Consider the following 25,033-nt stretch of genomic DNA (forward strand, 5'->3'; position numbering starts at 1 on the left):
CCTCCTACATCCTTCTGCTTATATTAAATGTGGTTTGTCAATGTATTGGCGTTAGTACGATGTCAAGTAATACAGCTGAACTATAGTTAAATAAGTCTATTTTATATGCTGTGATATATATATATTTGGTTTTACTCCAATAGCATTCATTCTTTTTTTCCATGACTCTAAAGAAAGTAGAAATTGAATAGAGTTGAACTCTGTGATTTTATTTATTTTCTTTGTGAATATAAACCATAGTGATGCAGTCTCTATTTTTCGGTTTTTAGATAGCGAGTTATTTACATGCAACTCTATGGATGTTAATGATTGTGCTATATTGTAGATAAGGGAGCTAGAGTCATCTGATATTTTAACTGATATAGCTTCTTTTTTATCTCTATCATATAGATCGGCAACTTCAACTTTATAGTCACGAGCTGCAATAGTCATGGACTCGACATTTTCGGTCTTTCTATCAAGAAGTTCATAGTTATAATTTTCACACATTTTTTCATTAAAGAAAAACTCTCTATATAAAATTTTGTTGAGAGTGTTTAAATTATTGTCGTTTATTTTAAGTTCTTTATCATTTTTCCATTCTTGATACTCACTTTCATAGAGATTATCTCTATATGACGATGCGATATTCTCAAGCGATTTTTTAAGAAGTTGCATAAAGGTGTTGTTGAATATGTACCAGATCCCTCTTTTCAAGATGTACTGGCTTTCGTGTAATTGAAACGAAAACTCAATGACCTCTCTTAGCGGTCTAGTACGTCGCCCTATTAGGTCGCAAGTAGATTTTATTTTTATATCGCATAAAGAAATATTGTTATCGAGTTTCTTTATGTATTCTGCAATAACCTCTTTATTGAGGCTGTCACCTAGTTTTTCTCTGGTATTTTCTGGTCCTCTTCCATCCTTGATATATATGTCATAGTCAAAATTATTTGACTCTAGTCGAATATTACAACCAGTCACTTCAAATTCTGATAACGAGAATTCAAATTGACCTTTCCTAATTGCATTTAATAAATGGCCATCTAATTCATCTCTGAAAAGTGAGTCTCGTACAGTCTCTAGTTTTGGGAGATGTATCACTTCATGGTCTGACATATGTTGCTCTATTCTATTTAGTAGTTCCTCTATATCTGTCGGAATGATATCTGAACTAATTTGAATCGAATCTGAGAAAATAATATTCTTATTACCCCATATATCAACTTTGGATGCTTTAAGTTTCAGGTGATCTACTGATTCGCCTGGGTCATAATTGTTTTTTATGAATTTTATATAGGAAGATAACTCTCCTGTTTTTACACTTGAAAAATATGTACTCTTTTTTAACAAAATAGTTTCTTCATCCGCTATTCTCACCGCAAGATTAATTCCAAAGTCTCTATCTATAAATCGGTTAAGGTAGAAGTGTGATTTTCCTAAGCTAACCAAATAAGCATGTTTTGCTTTTGGTGACTTTGGCTCTGATATTAGAAGAGCATAATAAAAAATGTTCCTTGGTTTGGAGCTATTATCACTTAAATACTCTTTATAAGCATCAGCCCACCATACATCATTTCCTATAGGGTTCTCTGAAAAATAGAATGTTGACGTGAAATTATTTGTTATTTTAGTTTTTTGTTTCACTAGTTCAGTTTTACTGAGCCCTTCAAGTAATCTAGATAGGTTTGATGTACTAATTCTGTAGATATTGTATGTGATACTCATTGTCAAACTCCGTGAAGACTATCGAAAGTTGCTCATTGGTAATATATGGCGGTTGGTTTTTTTAAATAATATTTAATAGACGTTGCTATTGAATATTAGGGGGTAAAAGAAACTAGGTTTTAGTTTAAAAATATACGCTACCGCCCCTGAATGACGCCTCCAGTGTGCACCTTCTTCCGCAGGGTGAGCCTGACAAAGCGCACCTGGCACCCTGACAAACGGTACCGAATGGCCACAATAAGCCAGTTGCGGCCGGTTCGGGGAGGGGGCAAAAGCAATAACTGTGTGGTTTATCAAAGATTTTCTGCACGATAGCCCAACCGGGTTGAAAGCCGGGCTTAGCTGCCGCTTGGTTAAGCTTGCCCTGTTTTGTTGCTTGGCGACGGGAAGAGGCTCTGTTATGGTGGCATTAATTAGCCGTTTAGATGGCTGGATGGTTGTGGCGAATATATCCATGGTGGCAAGCGCCATCATAGGCCACCGTTTTGATCATGTTGACAGGGAGTTTCTTATGCAGCGTCGTTCCTTCTTCACCCTCTCCGCGCTGGCACTGCTGGCCAGCAGCCTGCCGTTTTCCGTTCTTGCCGCCGATCCGGCCAAGAAAGAGATAGTGATTGGCACGACAGTCGGGGACTTTGCCGACATGGTGACCGACTCCATCAAGCCGCAGCTGGAGGCCAAGGGCTACAAGGTCAAACTGGTGGAGTTCACCGACTACGTGACCCCCAATATCGCGCTGGCCGATGGCTCGCTCGACGTGAACTGCTTCCAGCACAAACCCTATCTGGAGAGTTTCTCAAAAGACAGGGGCCTGTCGCTGGCTCCCATCACCCAGGTACCGACCGGTCCCATGGGGCTCTACGCCGGCAAGCTGGGCGAGCTGAAGGCGTTGAAAGAAGGGAGCACGGTCGCCATCCCCAACGATCCGACCAATCAGGCGCGGGCCCTGCTGATGCTGCAGGATCTGGGCTGGCTCACCCTCAAGGAGGGGATCAATCCGCTCAAGGCGAGCGAGTTTGATGTGGCGAAAAATCCGCACAATATCAAGCTGATCCAGCTGGAAGCTGCGCAACTGCCGCGTTCGCGGGAAGATGTGGACTTCTCCGTCATCAACGGCAACTTCGCCGCCTCCAGCGGCATTGCGTTCAGCGAGGGTCTGTTCCTCGAGCGCAGCTACAACTTCATCAACTGGGTGGTGGTGAAAAGCGCCGATGCCGGGCAGCCGTTTGCCAAGGACGTGGCTGCGGCCTACAACTCCCCCGAATTCAAGGCCTATGCCGCCAAGCGCTTCGTGGGTTACAAGTATCCCGAGGGATGGCAGGGGCAGAGCGCCAGCAACTGAGCATGGCCATGGGTATGTGACGCTATCGCATCAACAAAAACGGGCACCAGAAGGTGCCCGTTTTTGTTGGCGTCGTCACAGGCGTCAGTAGCGGCGCAGCCACCAGCGGGCGGCAACGAGTGCGGTCAGGCTGCCGAGCAGGGCGCTCGCCAGCACGTCCAGCGGCCAGTGCATGCCGATCAGCATGCGTGACAGGCCTATGCCCAGCGCCCACAGCGGCAGCAGCCAGACCCCGGCGGGGGCGCGGGCCAGCCAGATCAGGCCGAAGAACTGGGCCAGGCTCATGGCGGCGATGCTGTGGCCAGAGGGGAAGGCGTAGTTCACCTCCGCCTGCCAGTGGTTGCCGAGCCACTCGGGCAGGGCCAGCAAGAGGCTGGCCGCATGCACCTGCTCGCTGCGTACTTCCACCTTGCTGGCGTAGAACTGCTGGATGGCGGGGATCAGGTTCTGGCTCTCCAGCCAGATCAGATAGGGGCGTGGCTCCTGGGTCAGGTGTTTGACCAGGCTCTTGATGGCCCAGTCTCCCGCCAGCACGGCAAACAGGGCGCCACCGAGGGCCAGCGTGGCGGGCAGGCTCAGCGTCAGCTTGTGTCGGGTCAGCAGCAAGAGGGCGGCGATGCTGACGGCGAGGCCGGGCAGATCCACCATGCGGGTGAGGGCGTAGGGCCACCACAGCCAGCCCGATTGCAGAGCGTTGCTCATAAAGGGCTGCCAGGGAAGGCAGGTCAGCAGCAGCAGCGGCAGGATCAGGGCGGCGCTGAAACCAAGCACCTGGCGGCGCGGCAACGAAGAGGCATGAGTCGGCATAACAGGGCTCGTAACGGGTGCGTGTAACAGGGGCAGATAAAAAAGAGGCGCCATTGTGCCAGCCTCGGCTTGTCGGTCAAGTCGCACCGGCCGGACTGTAACATGGGGTTACAAATGAGTGTGGCCCGGGCCGAGATGACGATATGGGCATGGGGCGTCAGCATCTGAACATCTTGGCGGTTTGGGCCGGTCTGGTGAATCGACTCTGGTGAAGGGGCATGGGCGAACCAGCATCCGGGCATCTGGCCGCTTTGGGCAGGTTTGGCGGAGCGACTGTGGTGAAGGGGCATGGGCGCACCAGCGTCTGGGCATCTGGCCGCTTTGGGCAGGCCGGGCGGATCGATTGTGGTGAAAGGGCAGGGGTGAACAAGTATCTGGGCATCTGGCCGCTTTGGGCAAGCCGGGCGGAGCGAGTGTGGTGAAAGGAGATGGGCGAATAAGCATCTGAAAATTCGGTTGGTTTGGGCTAGAATGGCGCGCCTGTGGCCGGTTGCGAAGTGAGAGAGCCCGATGAAGATCGTCGTTGATGAAAATATGCCCCACGCCCTCGAGTTGTTTGCCGAATTTGGCGAGGTGATCCCCCTGCCAGGACGACAGATGCAGGCGGCGGATCTGCAAGATGCCGATGTGCTGCTGGTGCGCTCCGTGACCCGGGTCGATGCCGAACTCCTCACCACCAGCCCGCGGCTCGGGTTCGTCGGCACCGCCACTATAGGCACGGATCACGTAGACAAGGCGCTGCTGGCCGAGCGGGGCATTCCCTTTTTCAGTGCGCCCGGCTGCAACAAGTATTCGGTCGGTGACTATGTGCTGAGTGCCTTGCTGGTGCTGGCCGAGCGTCATGAGCTCAATTTGAGCGAGATGAGCCTCGCCGTCATAGGCGCCGGCAACACCGGGGAATGCGTGGCGGGCAAGGCCGAGGCCCTCGGCATGCGGGTGCTGCGCTGCGATCCGCCGCGCGCCCGGGCCGCCGCGCAGGCGGGTGAAGCGGGGGCGTTTGTCGACTACCAGAGCGCCCTTGGCGCCGACATCGTCAGCTTTCACGTGCCCATCACCCGCGAGGGGCCGGATGCCACTTTCCACCTGCTGGATGAGCGGGTGATCGCCGCGCGACCAGCCGGGCAGATCCTCGTCAACGCCTCCCGTGGCGAGGTGTGGGACAACCAGGCCCTGCTCGCTCGCCAGCAAAGGCCTGAGCCCCTGCGGCTGGTGATGGATGTGTGGGAAGGGGAGCCCGAGCCACTGCGTGCTCTGGTGCCCCATACCGAGATAGCGACCCCTCACATCGCAGGCTACAGCCTGGAGGGCAAGGCGCGTGGCACCTGGATGCTCTATCAGGCGCTGTGCCAGCAGCTGGGCCGCGCGGCGCGCCAGGATCTGCAATCCTTGCTGCCAACCCCCGAGGTGTGCGCACTGACACCGGGTCAACCGGCGGATCAGGCGTTGATCAAGCAGCTGGTGCACCTTATTTATGACGTGCGTCGCGACGATGCCCGTTTTCGCAACCGGATTGAGCTGCCCGGCAGTTTCGATGAACAGCGCAAACACTACCCGGAGCGGCGCGAGCTATCCTCCTTGCATGTCTGCGGCCCTTTCGCCGGCGATACCCTGGCCCGGCTCGGCTTTGGCATTCAGGCCGGGTGAGCCGACTCAATCCCGAATTCAACACCAGAAAATGGGCGGATCCTGTGTCACACCCGATCCCGCCCTTGTCCGGTTTGGCATGATGCCAAATCCCCTATCGGGCAGGTCAGCCTGCCAACTGTGATGCCAGCGTGCGTCAGCGACACCATGGATAGCGGCGGTTAACCGGCGCCATCCATGGGTAATTCCACAGGAGAGAACATCAGTGAGTCAGCAATTCAACGTAGCGGTATTGGGCGCCAGCGGCGCCGTGGGTCAGGCCATGATCGAAATTCTGGAGGAGCGCGCCTTCCCGGTCGGCACCCTCTATCCGCTGGCCTCCAGCCGCAGCGCCGGTGATACGGTGCGCTTTGGTGGCAAGAACCTCGAGATCAAGGACGTGGAAGAGTTTGACTGGAGCCAGGTGCAGATAGCGCTCTTCTCCGCCGGGGCCGAGGTCTCTGCCAAGTGGGCACCCATCGCCGCCGAGCACGGCTGCATCGTCATCGACAACACCTCCTGCTTCCGTTACGACGCCGACATCCCGCTGGTGATCCCGGAAGTGAACCCGGACGCGCTGGCCGATTTTCGCAACCGCAACATCATCGCCAACCCGAACTGCTCCACCATCCAGATGCTGGTGGCGCTCAAGCCGCTGCACGACGAGGTGGGCATAGCCCGCATCAACGTGGCGACCTACCAGTCCGTCTCCGGTTCCGGCAAGGAGGGGGTGAGCGAGCTGGCCGGCCAGACCGCGCAGCTGCTCAACGGCCGTCCGGTGGAGCCGACCCTCTACCCGCAGCAGATTGCCTTCAACCTCATTCCGCAGATCGACAGCTTCACCGACAACGGCTACACCCGTGAAGAGATGAAGATGGTGTGGGAAACCCAGAAGATCCTGGGGGATGCCAGCATAGCCGTGAACCCCACCTGTGTGCGGGTGCCCGTGTTCTACGGTCACGCCGAGGCGGTCCACGTCGAGCTGCACCAGCCGCTGGATGCGGATCAGGTCAAGGAGCTGCTGCGCAATGCCCCGGGCGTCACCCTGTTCGATGACGAAGCTGACTATCCGACCCCGGTGCGCGACGCCACCGGCAAGGATGAGGTGCTGGTCGGCCGGGTCCGTCAGGATATTTCTCACCCGAGTGGTATCAATATGTGGATCGTGGCCGATAACGTTCGTAAGGGTGCCGCGACCAACAGCGTACAGATTGCCGAGCTGCTGGTGCGCGATTACCTCTGATCCGCGGATCGGCTGGCCCGATGGGGAAGGAGCCCCATCGGGCGTGCAACCTGCCACCCGCATGCGGTGTGGATGTGACCGGGGCCGCACTCTATGGCCCCGAGAATTTTTCGCGATATCAACTGATTAAGTTTTTTCCTACACTCAGAAACAAGTTGGGTGCTAAATGTGTCGGACTGCTGGCTTGCAACCTGAGCCTGATTTATATTGAACCGACTGTTTTGGGGTAACTATCCAGATTTTTCAATGCGATAGGGCCGTCATACGAAGGAACGAATATGGGACATTCCCGCATAACATTGGCAACGCTACTCGCATTGGGTCTGCTGGGCACCGCCCAGGCTGAAGACTCGGCGCGGGAGCCTTTTTTTGTTGAGCTCAAGGGCCCGGACGAACCGGCTCCGCCTGCCGTCAATTCCCAGCCGCTGGCGCAACCCGTCGCCGCTCCCCGCGCCACGTCCCAACCCAGCCAGGCCAGGGCCCAGCCCATAGTGCGGCAGGTTGCGACCAGCAATGCCGGCAGTTATGGCCCGATCCGTCCCACCGATACCCTCTGGAGTCTGGCGAGCAAGTACCGCCCCTCCAACAAGGTGAGCGTCTACCAGACCATGGTGGCGATCTACGAGAAGAATCCCCGCAGCTTTGCCGATGGCAACATCAACCACATACTGGTGGGATCCCGCATTCAGCTGCCAAGCGCCGCCGAGGCCAGCGTCATCACGGATGCGCAGGCTCGTCAGCGTTTCAACAGCGACAACGCCAGCTGGAAAGGGCTGAGCCCGAAATACCTGGCCAACAAACATGCCCAGCCGGCCAAGCCGGCGGAGACCAAGGTTGCCGCTGCGCCTGCCAAGGCGACTGCGCCCAAGGCCGCCCCTATTCCGGCACCCGTACCCAAGGTGACCACGCCGCAACCGGCCACCGAGGTCAAAGAGGTTGCCAAGGCGGCCGAACCCGTACCAAGCCAGGCCGCAACAACCAGCGCCGCCAGTGCGAGCGCCCCGGCTCCGCTGCCGGCCGATGTGGGCAAACCGGTCGGCAAGCCCTCCACCGAGATGGCGCTGGCGCTGGAAGATGCCAATGCTCAGCTCGGCCAGGTCACTGAGATGAACCACAGGCTCAAGCTGCGCCTGCAATCCCTGACCGAAGAGGTGGAGACCCTCAAGGCCCAGCTGCTGGATCAGACTGCGCTGCAAAAAGAAATTGCCGAGTTGAAAGCCAAGCCGGTACCGCCGGTGGCGGTGGCTCCCGAGCCCAAGCAGAACTGGCTGATGGACTTGCTCGCCTCGCCGCTCAACCTGGCGATGATCATACTGCTGCCCGTGTTGCTGGTGCTGGCGCTGGTCACGCTCTGGCTGCGTGCCCGGGCACGTCGTGAGCTGGAAGAGCAGGAGAAGAGCCTGTCCGAATCCACCGCCATGGTCATGGATCAGGAGAGCGGCGAATTTGACGAGCTGATGACGGTCGGCATCGCGGACGAGGAGCCGATGCGGCCGAGACCGGATCTCAACACGCCTGATGGTTATATGGCGGTGGCCGAGCCAGAGGCGCCGGCCGATCTGGTGTTCAGCGACGATGGCGAGATGGATCTGGCCAGTTTCGAGCCGGAACCTGCGCCGGCCGCCAAGGCTGCCATCCGTGACCCGGATCTGGTGCCCGAGCTGGATCTCGCCCATGACGAGTCCATCGAGCTTGATGCCGGGCCGGATCTCGATCTCGCCAGCGAGTTCAACCCGCCCAAGGGCGGTCATGAGGTCATGAGTGAAGAGGAGCTGCAGGCCGCGCTGTTTGCCGAGCTGGACGCCGATCTCACCGCCGATCTGGATCTGGATGCCGACGATGACGGCCAGCCGGATGCCGAGCCCGTGGTCAGCGACGAGGAGCTGGCCTCCTTTGACCTGAGCGACTTCGAAAGCGCCTTTGCCGAGCCTGCCGCTGGCAAGGAGAGTGCGCAGCAGAGCGCCGCCGATACCAGCGCCGACGAGATGCTGGCGGAACTGGGGCTGGCACCGGCCAAGGGCAAGGCGGCCGAGCCGGATCTGGAGTGGGATCCCAACGAGCTGGCGCTCTCCGATTTTGAGGATGCCTTCGCCGAGGTGGAATCCCATCAGGGAGACGTGAAGCCACGGGAACAGGCGCAGGAGAGCGGCTACGTCGAGATCGACAAGCTGCTGGCCGAGGCCGATGCCAGCACCACTGAGCAGGAGCCTTATCAGGGCTTCTCGCTGGATGTGGGGCTGGATGGTTTCCCCGAGGTGCTGCCGGAATCCACCGGGTTTGATGTGGATGCCGACGATGGCGGCGTGGGGGCCAAGCTGGATCTGGCCCGTGCCTACCTCGAGATCGATGACAAGGATAGTGCCCGCGAGCTGCTGCAAGAGGCGGCGGAGCAGGGCACGGATCACCAGCGCGCCGAGGCCGAGAAGTTGCTCAAGCGGTTGGGATAACCCCTTGCATGATGTGATCAGGTAACGAAGGGCAGCCGGCAGGCTGCCCTTCTCTATTGGGGGCCTGTATCGAGCTGGATGCGGTTTTTGGGACTTTTCAGCCTGAGCGCGTATAATCCGCCCCGTTTCGTTTACCGCCCTTCTTTCACCATAAGACAAGTGTTATCCATGCGAATTGCCCTAGGTATTGAATATGACGGCAGCCGGTATTTCGGCTGGCAGCGTCAGCGAGAAGTGATCAGCGTGCAGGCCGAGCTGGAGAAGGCCCTCAGCCGGATTGCCAACCACCCTGTCTCCATCCAGTGCGCCGGTCGCACCGATGCCGGCGTGCATGCCACAGGTCAGGTGATCCACTTCGATACCGAGGCGAACCGTGCCGAGGGGGCCTGGACCCTGGGTCTCAACTCCAACCTGCCGCCGGACATCGCCGTGCGCTGGGTCAAGCAGGTGGACGAGAGCTTCCACGCCCGCTTCAGCGCCACCGCCCGTCGCTACCGTTATGTCATCTACAACCACAACTACCGTCCGGCGATCCTCGGCAGCGGCGTCAGCCACTACCACGAGACCATAGACGCCGAGCTGATGCACCAGGCGGGCCAGAGCCTGCTGGGGGAGCACGACTTCAGCACCTTCCGCGCGGTTGCCTGCCAATCCAACACCCCCTGGCGCAATGTGACGCACCTGTGCGTCAGCCGCTCCGGCCCCTACATCGTGCTCGACATCAAGGCCAACGCCTTCCTGCACCATATGGTGCGCAACATCACCGGCTCCCTGCTGCTGGTGGGGCAGGGACTCAAACCTGTGGAGTGGATTGCCGAGGTGCTGGCCGCCAAGGATCGCAACCTGGCCGGGCCCACCGCCAAGGCCGGTGGCCTCTATCTGGTGGACGTGGATTACCCGGCTGAATTCGCCCTGCCGCAGTTGCCGCTCGGCCCGCTCTGGCTGCCGGACTCGGCACCGGGTACGACCAGTTTTTAGTAACTGGCCCCGAAAATTTGTGGTTTAATGATCCGTCATTTATTGCCATCGAGCTATTAAGTCATTGAACAATCTAGGCTCGATGCGTTTTGTCAGGCACAAAAGCATTAAGGAATTCCATGAGCTGGCTTGAGAAGATCCTTCCCAAGAGCAAGATCACTACACCTCGTCGTCACAACATTCCGGAAGGGGTGTGGACCAAGTGCAGTGCTTGTGAACAGGTGCTCTACCGGGCAGAGTTGGAGCGCAATCTCGAAGTTTGCCCCAAGTGTGATCATCATATGCGCATCAGCGCTCGTGCCCGTCTCGAGAGTTTTCTCGATGAGCAGGGCCGCACCGAGATCGGTGCCGAGCTGGAGCCGCAGGATGTCTTGAAATTCAAGGATTCCAAGCGCTACAAGGATCGTTTGTCTGCCGCTCAGAAAGAGACGGGAGAAAAAGATGCGCTGGTGGTGATGAAGGGGACCCTCAAGGGGGTGCCGGTCGTCGCCTGTTCATTCGAGTTCTCCTTCATCGGTGGCTCCATGTCCTCCGTAGTGGGCGCCCGTTTCGTGCGTGCCGTCGAGGAGAGCATCAAGGAAGGTCGCGGTCTGGTCTGCTTCTCCGCCTCCGGCGGTGCCCGCATGCAGGAAGCGCTCTTCTCCCTGATGCAGATGGCCAAGACCAGTGCTGCGCTGGACCGGCTTACCAAGGCGGGTCTGCCCTATATCTCTGTGCTGACCGACCCCACCATGGGGGGCGTCTCCGCCAGTCTGGCCATGCTGGGTGACATCAACGTGGGCGAGCCCAAGGCGCTGATCGGTTTTGCCGGCCCGCGCGTCATCGAGCAGACGGTGCGCGAGAAACTGCCGGAAGGCTTCCAGCGCTCCGAGTTCCTGCTGGAGAAGGGCGCCATCGATCTCATCATAGATCGCCGCGAGATGCGCAACCGTCTGGCCAGCCTGCTCGCCAAAATGCTGAATACTCACGTCATCGAAGAGTGAAGATGAGTTCAAACATGCAACAATCCCAAAGCCGGTCGCTGGTCGACTGGCTTTCTTATTTGGAGCAGATCCACCCGGTCAACATCGACATGGGGCTGGATCGGGTCGGTGTCGTCGCCCGGCGCATGGGTCTTACCCAACTGCCGTTCAAGGTGATCACGGTGGCGGGCACCAACGGCAAGGGCTCCAGCTGTGCCATGGCGGCCAGCATATTGATGGCCGCGGGCTACAAGGTCGGCGTCTACTCCTCTCCCCATCTGCTGCGCTTTACCGAGCGGGTGCGCATCGACGGCGCCGAGCTGGCTGACGGCGATCACTGTACCGCCTTTGCCGAGGTGGAAGCGGCCCGCGGCGAGATAGCGCTCACCTTCTTCGAGTTCGCCACCCTGGCGGGCTTGTGGCTCTTCTGCCGCGCCGCGCCGGACGTGCTGCTGCTGGAAGTGGGGCTGGGCGGTCGGCTCGATGCCACCAATGTGGTGGAGTCCGATGTGGCCATGATCACCTCCATCGCGCTCGATCACTGCGACTGGCTGGGAGATACCCGCGAAGCGGTGGCAGTGGAGAAGGCGGGAGTGTATCGCGCCGGCAAACCCGCCATCAGCGGCGAGCCCAACCCGCCAGCGACCATAGCCTCAGAGGCGCAGCGCCTCGGCACCTGCCTGCGTCAGGTGGGGGTCGACTTCTCTGGTAAAGAGCATGAGACCGGCTGGGATTACCGCGGCCTCAACCAGTGGCTGGATCTGCCCAAACCGGCCCTGCCGCTGATGAATGCGGTCACAGTGCTGGCGGCGCTGGAATCACTCGGCTTGCCGCTGCCGGAGTCTGCCATCCGTGCCGGGCTGGCCAATGCCAGGCTGGCTGGCCGGATGCAGCGGTTGCAAAGCGAGCCCCTGGTCATCGTCGATGTGGCCCACAATCCCCATTCGGCGGCCTATCTCGCCAGTCAGCTGCGCCACATTCCCTGCAAGGGGAAACGGCGCGCCGTGGTCGGCATGCTCAAAGACAAGGACATGGCGGGCTCGCTCGCCGAGCTCGACGGCCTCATCAGTGAGTGGTATCTGGCCAGTCTCACCGGCCCGCGCGCCGCCAGTGCCGAGCAGCTCGCTGCCGCGCTGGGGGAGGGCAAGGGACTGGCTCAGCGCTTTGATAGCGTCAGGGTCGCCTATCAGACCGCGTTGGCCGTATCGAGTCCTGATGATATGGTCATTGTGTTTGGTTCGTTTTACACTGTCGCCGACATTCTGGCGGGCACTGCGTCCTGATCGGCACTGGCAGGTTGAATGGCACGGCGTCGGGTCTGTTTTCCCGGGCCAGTCCCTCGTCTGCGTGTCATAGGCTAAGCAACATGGGTAGGAATTAACTTGGCTTCGAGGTTGCAAAACAGCATGGCTTGAGGGGACCGTCCATCATTGTTGTCCGCAAAATTACGATTAATTCTAAGTAACATGGGTGGGAATTAACTTGGCTTCGAAGTTTCAGAACAGATTAGTGGGGACCGTCATCCTGGTGGCCCTGGTTGTCATTTTTCTGCCGGATCTGATGGACGGCCACAAGCTGGAGCAGAAGGAAGAGGCGTTTGCCAAGATCCCGCTGCGCCCCGAGCTGGAACCTGCCAAACCTGCGCTGCAGGTCTCAGCCGCCAGCGCCTTGCCGGCGGAACATCTGGCCAGCCAGCAGCAGGCCTCTGCTGCCGAGCAGTGGCAGGTCGAGGAGGTCTCGGATCCGGTCACGCTCGCGGCCAACAAGACCCCGGCGACGCAGACCCAGCCGCCTGCCACCAAGCCGGTGACGCAGCCGGTCGTCAAGCCCAAGCCTGAGGTGATCGCCAAGAAGCCGGTCGAGCCGCCCAAGCCAAAGCCGGTACCGCCCAAGCCGGTGGAAGTGAAAAAACCGGTGGAGACCAAGCCGCAGGCGGGTCAGATCAAGTCGATGGATGATCTCATTGCGAGCAAGATGACACCGCAGGCAGCCACCCCGGCACCCGCCGCGCCGGCTCAGGGCAGCTGGATCCTGCAGCTCGGCGCCTTCAAGAACGTCGACAGCGTCAATGCCCTGGTAGGCAAGTTGCGGGCGGCGGGCTACTCGGCCCACACCTTGCCGAGAACGCCGGTGCAGGGTCAGCTCAACCGCGTCTTCATCGGGCCGGATGTCTCCAAGGCCAAGCTGCAGGGCATGCAGGGTCGCATCGGCCAGATGACTGGGCTCAGTGGTTCAGTGGTGGCTTACAACCCCTGATGCGGGTTTGACGAACACCGAATAAAAAATACCGCGCCAAGGCGCGGTATTTTTTTAGAACCTGTTCATGGTCTCTCAGCGGGAGGCCGGGCCGGTTTTTAGATGCATTTCACCGGCTTGGGCAGGCCACCTATCTTGGTTGCCTGCTTGGCGGGTCCTTCCGGGAACAGCTTGTAGAGATAGCGGCTGTTGCCCTTCTCGGGGCCATACTGCTTCTCCATCGCCTTGACCAGGGCGCGAATGGCGGGGGAGGTGTTGAACTCCAGGTAAAAGGCGCGCACGAAACGCACCACCTCCCAGTGGGGCTCCTCCAGCACTATCCCTTCCTGCTCGGCCAGCACCTGTGCCAGCTCCTCGCTCCAGTCGCTGCTGTTGAGCAGATAGCCCTTGGCATCGGTGTCGATGGTCTGGCCGTTGAATGCCAGCTGATGTTTTTCAGACATAAGGGGCTCCTCGCAAAGGGGCTATCAGGATTGGGCGGGCATGGTAGCGCCTTGATCCCCGGTGAGCAACCGGCTCTCGTTGGCCAGGGTAAGCAATTCGTCCGCCAGCTGGCTGATGAGGGTGAGCTGCTGGGTCAGCATCAGCTGCTCCTCGCTGCTGTCCGGGGTTATCACAGGGCACTGGCCCTCGATCTGCGCCGGCATCTCCCCCGCCAGGTGACCGGCGGCGCGCTCCAGGGTATGGCTCAGGTGGCGGCTGATCTCGTCGAGCTCGCCGATGGCTTCCAGCTTGTCGCGATGGGCGCCCAGCGCCGAGATGTAGGAGAGCAGGGCGTGATTGCGCCAGGTGAGGGTGAAGCAGAGATCGAGGAAGCGGCGACGCTTCTGCGGCTCCACCAGCATGCTCTGCCAGGCCATGGCCAGTTCGCTGTCGGCCAGATGGGCGCTCTTGCGGGCCACCCGGTAGTCGATGGACTCATCTCTTTGCTGTTGCAGGCTGGCGAGCACGGCCGCCAAGTAGCGGGCGTTGGCTGACAGTGAGTTGGCGATCAGGGTCGGCAGCCGCTTGTACTGCCAGTCCGGCCACAGCCAGGCCACCAGGGCATAGGAGAGCAGGCAGCCGAGGAAGGTATCGAGCATGCGCGGCCCCAGGATGGCAAACCCTATGCCGTCCAGCAGGTTGAATGCCATCAGCACATAGAGGGTGATGAAGCAGACGGCGGCGCTGTAGTTGCTGCGCACCTGGGTGAAGAACAGGAAGGCCGCCAGCCCCATCACCACCAGCTGGACATGCAGCTCGGGGAACAGCCAGAGCACGGGGATCCCCACCAGCAGGCCGGCGAAGGTGCCGAGCATGCGCTGCACCAGCCGGCGACGGGTGGCGCTGTAGCTCGGCTGGCAGACGAACAGCACCGTCAGCAGGATCCAGTAACCCTTGTCCAGATTGAAGGCCTGCAGTATGCCGTAACCCACCACCAACCCGAGCGACAGGCGCAGTGCGTGGCGAAACACCATGGAGTTCGGGGTCAGATGCTGCTTGAGCTGGGTCAGCAGCGGCAGGCGGGGCGGGCGTGCCAGGGCCGGCAGGCTTGCCTGTGCCTGGGTTGGGTTTTGCAGCTCTTCGGCACTGCCCAGCAGCTGGTTGATGCTGGCCAGGTTGCGGCGCAGGAACTTCATCGGCGTCAGCAGCGTCTTGGGATAGTGCTGCTTGAGGTGGGTGAACTCCAGCTGATCGCCGAGGGCCTCCAGGGTCCAGTGGATGCGCTTGTTGTGGGCATAAGGCTTGTGCACCAGGATGGCGTAACCGAGTCGCTGGCACGCCTCCGACAGTTGCAGGAACACCTCCTGGAAGCCGTCCAGCACTATGCCCTGCTTGAGTTCTTCTTCCAGCTTGCTGTAGGGGTAGTGGCTGGAGGTGGCCCGCTCGTGGATCTCCAGCGCCAGCAGGTAGAGGCGCAGCAGGCTGGCAAGCTCGGGCGCCGCCTGATGGCGGGTGCTGAGGCGGGCGTTGAGTGCCGATTTGGTGAGGGTCAGCGCGTTGACCAGATTGATGTTGAGCTGGGCCAGATTGTGGCGAATGGCCTGGGCGCCGTGTTCGTCTGCCGGAAAGAAGCGGGATTTCTCCAGCAGATAGCGACCGAGGGCAAAGTAGCTCTGGGCCAGCTGTTCGTGCAACGTCTTGTAGGGCAGCAGCCAGAGCCAGATGAGGGAGACCAGGCCGTACCAGAGTGCGCCTGCGCCGAGCGCCAGCGGCTGGTAGAAGAGATCCGGCGCCTTGGCGGCCCCCAGCATGGTGTAGATGGCGATGAGCAGGGAGCCAAAGCTGATGGTGGCGTAACGCTGGCCCAGCGCCCCCACCATCACGAAGATGAAGGTCGACCCCGCCAGCCCGAGGGCAAACAGCCAGGGCGTCGGGAAGAGGTACTGCACACAGAGCGAGGCAAACAGGAAGCAGAGCAGCGTCATACCGAGGTTCTTGACCCGGCCCCACAGGCTGTCGTCGGTTTCGGCGATGGCGCCGGCCACCACCCCGAGGGAGAGCAGCACAGTGAGCTGGATGTCGCCCGTCGCCAGGGTGAAGGCCAGCAGCCCCACCATGGCCAGCAATACCTTGAGGGCGAAGTAGATATGACTGTCAGTCAGCAGTCGGCGCAGCAGGCCAGAGAAATCCATCGGCATGAGACAAGAGCAACCCTTGAACGAAACGAGAACGGAATACTAACCCGCCAAGCGCGAAGCGGCCCTGATTTGGATCAGGGCCACTTGGCTTCATATCCTTGATTTACAACTTATCCTGACAGAAACAGGCATCAATAAAAACCCCGCCGAAGCGGGGTTGTTCATCAGTTGCGGTTGCCGCCAAGCAGGCTCAGCAGACTCAGGAAGATGTTGTAGATGGAGACATACAGGGTCACGGTGGCGGAGATGTAGTTGGTCTCACCGCCCCGGATGATCTGCTGGGTGGTCAGCAGTATGGCGCCGGAGGAGAACAGCATGAACATGGCGGACAGGGCCAGGCTCAGGGCGCTCATTTGCAGGAAGATGTTGGCGACCATGGCTACCAGCAGCACCCAGAAACCGACGAACAGCATGCCACCGATGAAGGAGAGGTCACGCTTGGTGGTCAGGGCATAGGCAGACAGACCAAAGAAGGTCAGCGCTGTGCCGCCCAGGGCCGTCATCACTATCTCGCCACCACCATTGTTCATGTACATGTTGATGATGGGGCCCAGGCTGTAGCCGAGCAGGCCGGTCAGGGCGAAGGTAAACACCAGCCCCATGCCATTTTCGCGGTTCTTCTGGGTCAGGAACATCAGACCGTACACACCGATAAGGAACACGGCCCAGTGCAGGGGCGGCATGTTCATCACGGTGGCGACCCCGGCCACAACGGCAGAGAAGCCAAGAGTGAGGGAGAGCAGCATATAGGTGTTGCGCAGCACCTTGTTGGTGTCGCGCGCGGCACTCTGGGTGCCGGTGTAGATAGAACGGGTATCCATCTTGGGTGTCCTCTTGATTTCCGGTTGAGGCGGCAGATTCCGCTTCGTTATCGCATTGTATGCACTGAATGTGGGGATGACGAGCGCTGATTTCAAGCGCTACCCCAGCCTGTTGCCCCCTACTATCCCAGAACAAATATGTATTGCATATGAACAAGGGCTTGACGTAGTATGCACGCCGTTCGGAGGGGTGGCAGAGCGGCTGAATGCACCGGTCTTGAAAACCGGCGATGGGCGACCATCCGTGGGTTCAAATCCCACCTCCTCCGCCATCTTCAGAGAAGCCCCAGACAACCTCGTTGTCTGGGGCTTTTTGCTGCCTGTGATTGGGCTTTTCATCCGTTGTCAGGGGTTGAGCCTGTTCGCCAGAGCAGTACCAGCAGGGTGAGCAGACAGAAGGCCGCGCCCGTGTAGAAGGTAAAGGCCGCGCCCAGGCTATCCCACATCCAGCCCGCCACCAGGCTGGCCAGCAGCATGGCGAGGCCGCTGACCAGATTGAAGAGACCATAGGCGGTGCCGCGCAGATCAGCGGGCGCCGTGGCGGCCACCATGGCGGCCAGCAGCCCCTGGGTCATCCCCATGTGCACGCCCCACAGTGCCACCCCCGCCAGCATGACGGCCCAGTGGGTACTCGCGGCCAGGGTCAGGTCGGCTGCGATCAACACCAGCACTCCCCATATCAGCAGCCAGGTGTGAGGCAGTCGATCCGAGAGGCGACCGAACGGGTAGGCCGACAGGGCATAGACCAGGTTCATCGCCACCATGACCAGCGGCACCAGGGCCAGCGGTACGCCGGTCTGCTGGGCTCGCAGCACCAGAAAGGCTTCGCTGAAGCGGGCCAGGGTGAACAGGGCACCGATGACGACAACCCACACGTACCCCACTCCCAGCCGGCGCACATTGTCGCGCCGCAAGGGATTGCTGCGTACGGCGGGCCCGGGCTGTGCGGGTTCGCGCAGCCCGATGGCGAGCAGGGTGACCGAAGCCAGCCCGGGTATGACGGCCAGCCAGAAGATGGCGCGAAAATCGTCGTGCCAGAGCAGCATCAATCCCACCGCCAGCAGGGGGCCGAGCAAGGCGCCGACCGTGTCGAGGGATTGGCGCAGGCCGAAGGCGGCGCCGCGCAGCGCCGCCGGGGTTAGGTCGGCCACCAGCGCATCGCGGGGCGCGCCCCGAATGCCCTTGCCGACTCGGTCCAGCAGTCGCGCCGCGAGCACGAGTCCGCTGCCGGATGCCATGGCAAACAGCGGCTTGGTGAGGGCCCCCAGCCCGTAGCCCAGCAGGGCCAGCCCCTTGCGTCGCCCCAGATAGTCGCTCAGGGTGCCGGAGAAGACCTTGACCATCAGCGCCGTGGCTTCCGCCGCCCCTTCGATTAGGCCGACTGTGAGGGCGCTGCTGCCGAGCACAGTCACCATGAAGAGTGGCAACAGGCTGTGGATCATCTCGGACGAGATATCCATCAGCATGCTGACGAAGCCCAATACCCAGACACCGCGCGGGATCTGGCTCAGGGGGGGGGGACGGGACGAGTGCGGAGTCATGGTGATTTGCCTTGCACGGAAGCGGCTCTCTCAGAGCATAGTCAGCCGCGCTGCCCGCCGAAGGTTGAGGGCTGCACCGTCTGATCAGGAGCGCAGGCAAATGGGACAGGCTGGCGCAGCAGCCTGTCCCGGTGGCAGGGGTTATTGCTCTATATCGAGCTCGGCATTGGCCAGGCGTCTGTGCTGGATGGTCGAGATCAGCACCAGTACGGCGATGGCGGCCAGCAGGGCAAAGGAGGCGGAATAACGGCTCAGCTCCAGCCCCCCCTTGCTCAGCGGCTTGTCCAGGAAGTCGCCTACTACTGCGCCCAGCGGCCTAGTCAGGATGAACGCGGCCCAGAACAGCAGGGTACGCGATACCCGGGTCAGGTAGTAGGTTGCCACTATGGCCACCAGCATGCCGCCAAACAGCACGGCACTGCCTGCATAGCCAAAGCCGGCTTCATCCGCGGTCCAGTCACCCAGTGCCGTCCCCAGAGTCTGGGAGAACATGATGGTGATCCAGTAGAACATCTCGGTGCCGGGCGTGGTGGCGCTGCCGGTGGAGATGTTGCCCTGAAACTTGTACCAGGTGAAGAAGGAACCCATCAGCAACAGGAACAGCAGGGTGGAGCCGCCGGCATAACCGAGCCCAAGCGAGCGATCGGCAAAGTCTGCGAGCGTGGTGCCGACCGTGGTGGTGGCTATGATGGTGGTCCAGTAAAGCAGGGGTTTATAGGAGGTCGCCGCGATTTGGGCGCTGACCGATACAAAGAAAATGACGGCAAAGATCGCCGTTCCCACCAGATAACCGAGATCCATCGACATGGAGACGGCGTCGCCACCGGTTTCTCCCAGCGTGGTTGCCAGAATTTTGATGACCCAGAATGCCAGGGTGATCTCTGGCACCTTGCTGATTGCTGCGTTGCTGTTGCTATGCATGTTAACCCTCGCTTGCTGATGCCGTTCGACGAGGACTCGTCAGGGCACAGCGTCGCCGAGAAGTCTTAAGCAAGTGTTAAGAGGCAGGGAGCGCATCACTATTTTTATTGCACGCGGCGCAGCCCTCACTGATGGCCGGGGGCCTTTTGGCATCTCCATGGCGGTGGGCCGCTCTTTTTTTGAGCGGTCATTTATCATGGGCTGCTTAATTTTTCCTTAAGTATTGTGGGTTAGCCTGCATCTTTCTTGGTGTTTATTGACATGACTCACATTATCAGGGGCGTCTGAAAATATTTTGCCCAGTGTATTCATGGCTCTGTTACCATCCGGCGCCAAATATTTAAACACCAACATGAATAAGTATTTTAACGGTGTAATAAAGAAGTGTAATAGGGAGATATACATGCCTTCTTTTCTTAAAATAAGAATTGTTCCATTTGTTTTTCTGTTGGCATTCCTCTTTGCCTTTCTGCTCAACTGGTCAGTTTTGCTGCATTTCTATGAAATATTGACCCAACTTGAACACGTCAAGCTCGGGTTTGCCATTTCCATTCCCATCGTATTGGTTGCGGCCCTGAACTTTGTATTCATGCCCTTTTCCGTACGCTATTTCATCAAGCCTTTCTTTGCCTTCCTGTTTATCACGGGGGCCATCGCCAGCTACACCATGATGAAATATCGGGTGCTGTTTGATGGCGACATGATCCAGAACATCTTTGAAACCAACCAGAGCGAGGCTCACTCCTACCTGAGCATGCCTCTCGTCAGCTGGGTGCTGCTGGCCGGGGTCTTGCCCGCCGTGCTGCTGTTTTTCATCAAGATTGAGTATCCGGCGAAGTGGTATCAGGGTCTGCTGCAACGGGGACTCTCCATGCTGGTATCCCTGCTGGTATTGGGGCTGATAGCCGCGGCTTATTATCAGGATTACGCCTCGGTCGGTCGCAACAACCAGACCCTGAATCGGGAGATAGTCCCGGCCAACTACATGTACAGCACCACCAAATACCTCTACAAGCGCTATCTGGCCGAACCCATCCCCTTCAAGCGCATGGGGGATGATGCCAAACGGGTGAGCAAGGTCGACAAGCCGACCATGATGTTCCTGGTGGTGGGGGAGACGGCCCGCGGCAAGAACTTCTCCATGAACGGCTATCACAAGGAGACCAATCCCTTCACCAGCAAGCAGGCGGGGATCATCTCCTTCAAGGATGTGCGCTCCTGCGGCACGGCGACGGCTGTCTCTGTGCCCTGCATGTTCTCCAACATGGGGCGCAACGAGTTTGATGGCAATGTGGCGCGCAACAGCGAAGGCTTGCTGGATGTGCTGCAAAAGAGCGGCATCTCCATCTTCTGGAAAGAAAACGACGGCGGTTGCAAGGGGGTCTGTGATCGGGTGCCCAACATGGTGGTGAAGCCGCAGGATCACCCCAAATTCTGTGACAAGAACACCTGCTATGACGAAGTGGTGCTGGAGGGGCTGGACGATGAACTGGCCGCCATGAAAGGGGACAAGCTGGTGGGTTTCCATCTGATTGGCAGCCATGGGCCTACCTATTACAAACGCTATCCGGGTTCCCATCGCCATTTCCTGCCGGACTGCCAGCGCAGCGATATCGAGAATTGCAGCGATCAGGAGCTGGAAAATACTTACGACAACACCATACGTTATACCGATTACGTGGTCGCCAGCATGATCGACAAGCTGAAGAAATACGAAGACAAGTACAATACTGTGCTGGTCTATATTTCGGACCATGGGGAATCATTGGGGGCCCTGGGTCTCTATCTGCACGGCACGCCCTACAAATTTGCTCCGGACGATCAGACCCGGGTGCCCATGCAGGTGTGGATGTCGCCCGGTTTCTCCCGGGACAAGGGGGTCAATCTCGATTGCCTGCAGCAACATGCGGCCAGCACTCGCTACTCTCATGACAACTTATTCTCGTCCGTGCTGGGCATATGGGATGTCGATACGGCGGTATATGACAAGCAGCTGGATATGTTCAGCCAGTGTCGAACGGTTCAATAATGAGCCAATGATAAAAAGGGGAGCCTGGCTCCCCGTTTTATTTGGGGATTGCCGGGCCATGGCTGTTGTCTGGCTGATGTGTGTTCCTGCTGGTCGTTTGTTGGACCGCGTGTATGATGAGCCTGCTGGCTATTTATTCGCCAGTGAAGGCGGTGTGATTCACGGGGAGCAAGCCACCTTATTGCAGGCGAATTAATCTGCCTGCGACTGAGTAATTTATTCTTCTGCCAAGGCTCGTCTTTTCCAAAAAAGTCGATATAAAGTGGGATGCCATGACAAGCTGGGTTCGGGTGATGGGGCAGGGCACATATTGCATGTGCCATATGCCGGTCGCGGGCTCGCAACATGGTCAATCAAAGGTCAAGGCACGGGGCATTCCCCGTCGCTGGTGGCAGTTTTCAGCAACATGATGCGGGCAGCCATGATCCGCGTCGGTAGGAATTGGCAATGCGGCGTCATCTGTTCACCTGGTTAGGCCCGTTATGTAGCTTGTTGTTGTTGGGGACGGCACTGGCCGTCCTCTATCGTCTGACTCATCTCTGGCACTGGCACGATATCCGGCTGGCCATCTGGTCCTTGCCGATACCGCTGCTGGGTGGGGCCCTGTTGCTGACGCTGCTCAGCTATGCCTGTCTCTGCTGCTATGACATGCTGGCGGTGCATGCCCTCGGCAAGCGCCTGCCCTGGCAGCAGGTGGGGGTCACCTCCTTCATCGCCTACACCTTCTCCAATACCCTGGGGTTTGCCCTGCTGACCGGCTCGTCGGTGCGCTATCGCATCTACTCCTCGCTCGGGCTCGGCACCGGGGAGGTGGCCCGGGTCATCGTCTTCTGCTCAGTCACCTTCTTCCTCGGCCTGCTGGCCTGGGGTGGCAGCGCCCTGCTGGTGGGGCAGGCCTCCACCCTGTTGCCGAGCTGGCCGCTGTGGGCCGATCGGCTGCTCAATCTGGCGGGGGGGATGGCGCTGCTGGCCGTGCTGGCCTACCTGTTCTGGCCAAAACCGGCGCTGACCTGGCGTGGCCACCAACTGGTGCTGCCTGTGTTCAGGACGCGGCTGCTGCAACTGCTGGTGGCGCTGCTGGACTGGATGGCGGCCGCCGCCGTGCTCTATGTGCTGCTGCCGACGGACAGCGTCCCCTATCCCGTGCTGCTCAGCGCCTTCGTGCTGGCCAGTTTTCTCGGGGTGCTGGCCCATGTGCCCGGCGGGATCGGAGTGTTCGAGGCGAGCATGAGCCTGCTGCTCGCCAAGTATCTGCCGGTGGACAAGCTGCTGGCCTCCCTGCTGCTCTATCGCTGCATCTATTACGTGCTGCCCTTCCTCTGTGCCCTGCTGCTGTTTACCAGCCAGGAGCTGTTGCAACAGCGGGCCCGCTGGAGCCGTCTGCAGGGCATAATGGCGGCGGTGCGCGAGTTCCTGCCGGCGCTGATCAGCCTGGGCGCCTTTGCGGCGGGCAGCCTGCTGCTCTGTTCGGGCATGATCCCCACCATGCGCGGGCGCATCGAGATCCTCTTGCAGGTATTGCCGCTGCACCTGCTGGAGCTCTCCCACGTGCTCGGCAGCGTCAGCGGCGCGCTGTTGATCCTGCTGGCGCGCAGCCTCTACCGGCGCCACGATGCCGCGTTTCGCATCACCCAGCTGCTGCTGGCGCTGGGGATGATCTTCTCCCTGCTCAAGGGGTTTGACTGGGAATCGGCCCTGCTGCTCGGGCTGTTTTTGCTCATCATCACCCCCTGTCGCGCCCTGTTCTATCGCAAGGGCTCCCTGCTCCACGCCCAGTTCACCCCGGGCTGGCTCATCTCGGTGGGGGCCGTGCTGCTGGGGGCGCTCTGGCTGCTGCTCTTCTCCTACCGCCAGGTGGAGTATGACCACGCCCTCTGGTTCCACTTTTCGCCCCATGGCGCCGCCTCCCGCGGCCTGCGGGCCATGGGCAGCGTGGTGGCCGTGCTGGCCGTGGTCGGGGTGGCGCAACTGCTGGCGCCGCTGCGGGTCTCGGGTCGCAAGCCGGAGCCGGAGGAGCTGGCCCGCGCCCAGGCGCTGGTGGTGCGCGAAGGGGGCTGTCATGGCTACCTGGCCCAGCTTGGTGACAAGTCGCTGCTGTTTCACCCCGGTGGCGAGGCGTTTCTCATGTATGGCGTCGAGGGCAATGGCTGGATCGTGATGGGGGATCCCATCGGCCAGCCCGAGCTTATCGAGGAGCTGCTGTGGCAGTTTCGCGAGCTGTGCGATCAGCACGATGCCAGCCCGGTGTTCTACCAGGTGTCGGCCCGCTACCTGCCGTTCTATCTCGAACTGGGGTTGATCCCGTTCAAGCTGGGGGAGGAGGCCATCGTCGATCTGCCGGCCTTCGATCTGGCCGGCAGCCGGCTGCGCAACCTGCGCCAGAGCCATGCCAAGGGCAAGCGGGAGGGGCTGTCGTTCGAGGTGGTGGCGGCAGATCAGCTACCGGCGCTGCTGCCCAGGTTGAAGGAGGTCTCCGATACCTGGCTGCAGAGCAAGCAGGGCAAGGAGAAGGGCTTCTCGGTCGGCAGTTTCGAACCCGACTACCTCAGCCTGAGCCCGGCAGCGCTGGTGCGGCACAGCGGGCAGATAGTCGGTTTTGCCAACCTCTGGGTCAGCGACAACAAGGAGAGCCTCTCCATCGATCTGATGCGCTACAGCCTGGACACGGGCACGGCGCCCATCATGGACTTTCTGTTCGTCGAGCTGCTGCTGTGGGGCAAGGCCGAGGGCTATGCCAGCTTCAACCTCGGCATGGCGCCCATGTCCGGCTTCAACGACCATCCCTTGAGCGGTTACTGGACCCGGCTTGGCAACACCATCTTTACCCGTGGCAGCCGTTTCTACAATTTCCAGGGGCTCAGACGCTACAAGGAGAAGTTCTCCCCGCGCTGGGAGCCCCGTTATCTGCTCTGCACCGGCAAGCTGGTGCTGCCCAGAACCCTGACCAACCTGATTTCCCTGATAAGCCGAGGCCCGTTCGGGCTGATAAAGAAATAGGAGTCGGCCATGAGAGCCCTGTTATTGCTGTTGGCGTGCTGTGCATTTCCGCTCTTTGCCGCATCGGTGAAAGAGGATCTGGGTCTGGTGGAGCTGCCGGTGGCGCAAGCCTCGGCGGCGCCCATGGTGGTGTTTCTCAGCGGGGATGGTGGCTGGGCGGCGCTCGACAAGGGGCTGAGTGCCCAGTTTCAGCAGCACGGCATGCCGGTGGTGGGCTGGAGCTCGCTCACCTACTACTGGAAGAAGAAGGATCCGCAGCAGGTTACCGCCGATCTGGTGCGCGTGCTGGCGGATTACCAGTCCCGCTGGGGGCGCCAGCGCTGGCTGCTGGTGGGCTTCTCCTTCGGGGCCGAGATAGTGCCCTTCGTCATCAACCGGCTGCCCGAGCCCTATCGCAAGAGCCTGGTGGGGGCCGTGATGCTCTCCCCCTCTACCGCCTCCGATTTCGAGATCCATGTCAGCGACATGGTGACCCACGACAAGGCAGGCAGTTACCCCACCCAACCCGAGGTCAATGCCATCCACTCTCTGCCCATGCTCTGCATGCAGGGGGCAGATGACGACTCCTCCGTACGGCTCTGCCCCCGGTTGCAGCAGCCCAACGTGACCACTGTGACCCTGCCCGGTTCACACCATTTCGAGGACGATTATCCGGTGCTGTTCAAGGCCATCACCAGTCACCTCTCCTGGCAGTAATGGTCTGACCTGACGGGTGCGCTAGCTCATGTTTGGCCACTC

Annotated in this window: 19 protein-coding genes and 1 tRNA gene; 13 read left to right on the plus strand and 7 right to left on the minus strand. The window is 59.4% G+C overall.

Annotated features, from left to right (window positions below; genetic code table 11):
• Nucleotides 1–96 precede the first annotated feature (96 nt).
• Nucleotides 97–1,707: a DUF6119 family protein gene (locus IU367_RS08295; RefSeq protein ID WP_274453995.1), complete on the minus strand. Its 1,611-nt coding sequence runs from the start codon at nucleotides 1,705–1,707 to the stop codon at nucleotides 97–99.
• Nucleotides 1,708–2,218: 511 nt separating this feature from the next.
• On the opposite strand from IU367_RS08295, the gene IU367_RS08300 reads away from it, so the two are divergent.
• Complete coding sequence (locus IU367_RS08300) at nucleotides 2,219–3,049, plus strand: MetQ/NlpA family ABC transporter substrate-binding protein (protein ID WP_098983691.1); 831 nt, start codon at nucleotides 2,219–2,221, stop codon at nucleotides 3,047–3,049.
• A gap of 84 nt (nucleotides 3,050–3,133) precedes the next feature.
• Here IU367_RS08300 and IU367_RS08305 read toward each other — a convergent pair whose 3' ends face one another.
• The gene (locus IU367_RS08305) at nucleotides 3,134–3,856 is read right to left on the minus strand and encodes a phosphatase PAP2 family protein (protein WP_043556490.1); all 723 of its coding nucleotides are present in this window, start codon (nucleotides 3,854–3,856) and stop codon (nucleotides 3,134–3,136) included.
• A gap of 510 nt (nucleotides 3,857–4,366) precedes the next feature.
• Here IU367_RS08305 and IU367_RS08310 point away from each other — a divergent pair.
• From IU367_RS08310 to dedD, 7 genes are all read left to right on the plus strand, one after another.
• Complete coding sequence (locus IU367_RS08310) at nucleotides 4,367–5,500, plus strand: 4-phosphoerythronate dehydrogenase (protein ID WP_274453996.1); 1,134 nt, start codon at nucleotides 4,367–4,369, stop codon at nucleotides 5,498–5,500.
• A gap of 205 nt (nucleotides 5,501–5,705) precedes the next feature.
• Nucleotides 5,706–6,722: an aspartate-semialdehyde dehydrogenase gene (locus tag IU367_RS08315; protein WP_042866095.1), complete on the plus strand. Its 1,017-nt coding sequence runs from the start codon at nucleotides 5,706–5,708 to the stop codon at nucleotides 6,720–6,722.
• 278 nt (nucleotides 6,723–7,000) lie between these two features.
• Entirely contained in the window at nucleotides 7,001–9,169 is a 2,169-nt protein-coding gene (locus IU367_RS08320; protein WP_274453998.1) for a FimV/HubP family polar landmark protein, read from the plus strand.
• Nucleotides 9,170–9,337: 168 nt separating this feature from the next.
• The gene (gene truA, locus IU367_RS08325) at nucleotides 9,338–10,147 is read left to right on the plus strand and encodes a tRNA pseudouridine(38-40) synthase TruA (RefSeq protein ID WP_274453999.1); all 810 of its coding nucleotides are present in this window, start codon (nucleotides 9,338–9,340) and stop codon (nucleotides 10,145–10,147) included.
• Nucleotides 10,148–10,266: 119 nt separating this feature from the next.
• On the plus strand, nucleotides 10,267–11,130 hold the full coding sequence (gene accD, locus IU367_RS08330) for an acetyl-CoA carboxylase, carboxyltransferase subunit beta (protein ID WP_042866098.1): 864 nt from the start codon (nucleotides 10,267–10,269) through the stop codon (nucleotides 11,128–11,130).
• Between the two features lie 2 nt (nucleotides 11,131–11,132).
• Complete coding sequence (folC, locus tag IU367_RS08335; RefSeq protein WP_274454000.1) at nucleotides 11,133–12,392, plus strand: bifunctional tetrahydrofolate synthase/dihydrofolate synthase; 1,260 nt, start codon at nucleotides 11,133–11,135, stop codon at nucleotides 12,390–12,392.
• Nucleotides 12,393–12,591: 199 nt separating this feature from the next.
• Entirely contained in the window at nucleotides 12,592–13,365 is a 774-nt protein-coding gene (dedD, locus tag IU367_RS08340) for a cell division protein DedD (protein ID WP_274454001.1), read from the plus strand.
• 98 nt (nucleotides 13,366–13,463) lie between these two features.
• Here dedD and IU367_RS08345 read toward each other — a convergent pair whose 3' ends face one another.
• The 3 genes from IU367_RS08345 to IU367_RS08355 all read right to left on the minus strand — a co-directional run bounded on the left by IU367_RS08345 (nucleotide 13,464) and on the right by IU367_RS08355 (nucleotide 16,807).
• A complete protein-coding gene (locus tag IU367_RS08345; RefSeq protein WP_043139376.1) occupies nucleotides 13,464–13,808 on the minus strand; it encodes a TusE/DsrC/DsvC family sulfur relay protein in 345 nt (114 codons plus the stop codon).
• A gap of 24 nt (nucleotides 13,809–13,832) precedes the next feature.
• A complete protein-coding gene (gene yccS / locus IU367_RS08350) occupies nucleotides 13,833–15,986 on the minus strand; it encodes a YccS family putative transporter (RefSeq protein WP_274454002.1) in 2,154 nt (717 codons plus the stop codon).
• Between the two features lie 164 nt (nucleotides 15,987–16,150).
• Complete coding sequence (locus tag IU367_RS08355) at nucleotides 16,151–16,807, minus strand: Bax inhibitor-1/YccA family protein (RefSeq protein ID WP_042652487.1); 657 nt, start codon at nucleotides 16,805–16,807, stop codon at nucleotides 16,151–16,153.
• Nucleotides 16,808–16,991: 184 nt separating this feature from the next.
• Here IU367_RS08355 and IU367_RS08360 point away from each other — a divergent pair.
• Nucleotides 16,992–17,079: transfer RNA gene (locus IU367_RS08360), tRNA-Ser, on the plus strand.
• A 63-nt stretch (nucleotides 17,080–17,142) separates the two neighbouring features.
• Here IU367_RS08360 and IU367_RS08365 read toward each other — a convergent pair.
• The gene (locus tag IU367_RS08365) at nucleotides 17,143–18,348 is read right to left on the minus strand and encodes an MFS transporter (protein ID WP_274454004.1); all 1,206 of its coding nucleotides are present in this window, start codon (nucleotides 18,346–18,348) and stop codon (nucleotides 17,143–17,145) included.
• 141 nt (nucleotides 18,349–18,489) lie between these two features.
• Nucleotides 18,490–19,269: a COG4705 family protein gene (locus IU367_RS08370; RefSeq protein ID WP_274454005.1), complete on the minus strand. Its 780-nt coding sequence runs from the start codon at nucleotides 19,267–19,269 to the stop codon at nucleotides 18,490–18,492.
• Nucleotides 19,270–19,672: 403 nt separating this feature from the next.
• On the opposite strand from IU367_RS08370, the gene IU367_RS08375 reads away from it, so the two are divergent.
• The 4 genes from IU367_RS08375 to IU367_RS08390 all read left to right on the plus strand — a co-directional run bounded on the left by IU367_RS08375 (nucleotide 19,673) and on the right by IU367_RS08390 (nucleotide 24,991).
• A complete protein-coding gene (locus IU367_RS08375; protein ID WP_274454006.1) occupies nucleotides 19,673–21,298 on the plus strand; it encodes an MCR-3-related phosphoethanolamine--lipid A transferase in 1,626 nt (541 codons plus the stop codon).
• A gap of 58 nt (nucleotides 21,299–21,356) precedes the next feature.
• Nucleotides 21,357–21,494 (plus strand): hypothetical protein, encoded by a 138-nt coding sequence (locus IU367_RS08380; protein WP_274454007.1) that lies wholly within the window; start codon nucleotides 21,357–21,359, stop codon nucleotides 21,492–21,494.
• A 251-nt stretch (nucleotides 21,495–21,745) separates the two neighbouring features.
• A complete protein-coding gene (gene mprF, locus IU367_RS08385; RefSeq protein WP_274454008.1) occupies nucleotides 21,746–24,295 on the plus strand; it encodes a bifunctional lysylphosphatidylglycerol flippase/synthetase MprF in 2,550 nt (849 codons plus the stop codon).
• Between the two features lie 9 nt (nucleotides 24,296–24,304).
• The gene (locus tag IU367_RS08390) at nucleotides 24,305–24,991 is read left to right on the plus strand and encodes an AcvB/VirJ family lysyl-phosphatidylglycerol hydrolase (protein WP_274454009.1); all 687 of its coding nucleotides are present in this window, start codon (nucleotides 24,305–24,307) and stop codon (nucleotides 24,989–24,991) included.
• The last annotated feature ends 42 nt before the right edge of the window (nucleotides 24,992–25,033 follow it).

This window comes from Aeromonas bestiarum (assembly GCF_028751155.1).
Classification (GTDB): domain Bacteria; phylum Pseudomonadota; class Gammaproteobacteria; order Enterobacterales; family Aeromonadaceae; genus Aeromonas; species Aeromonas bestiarum.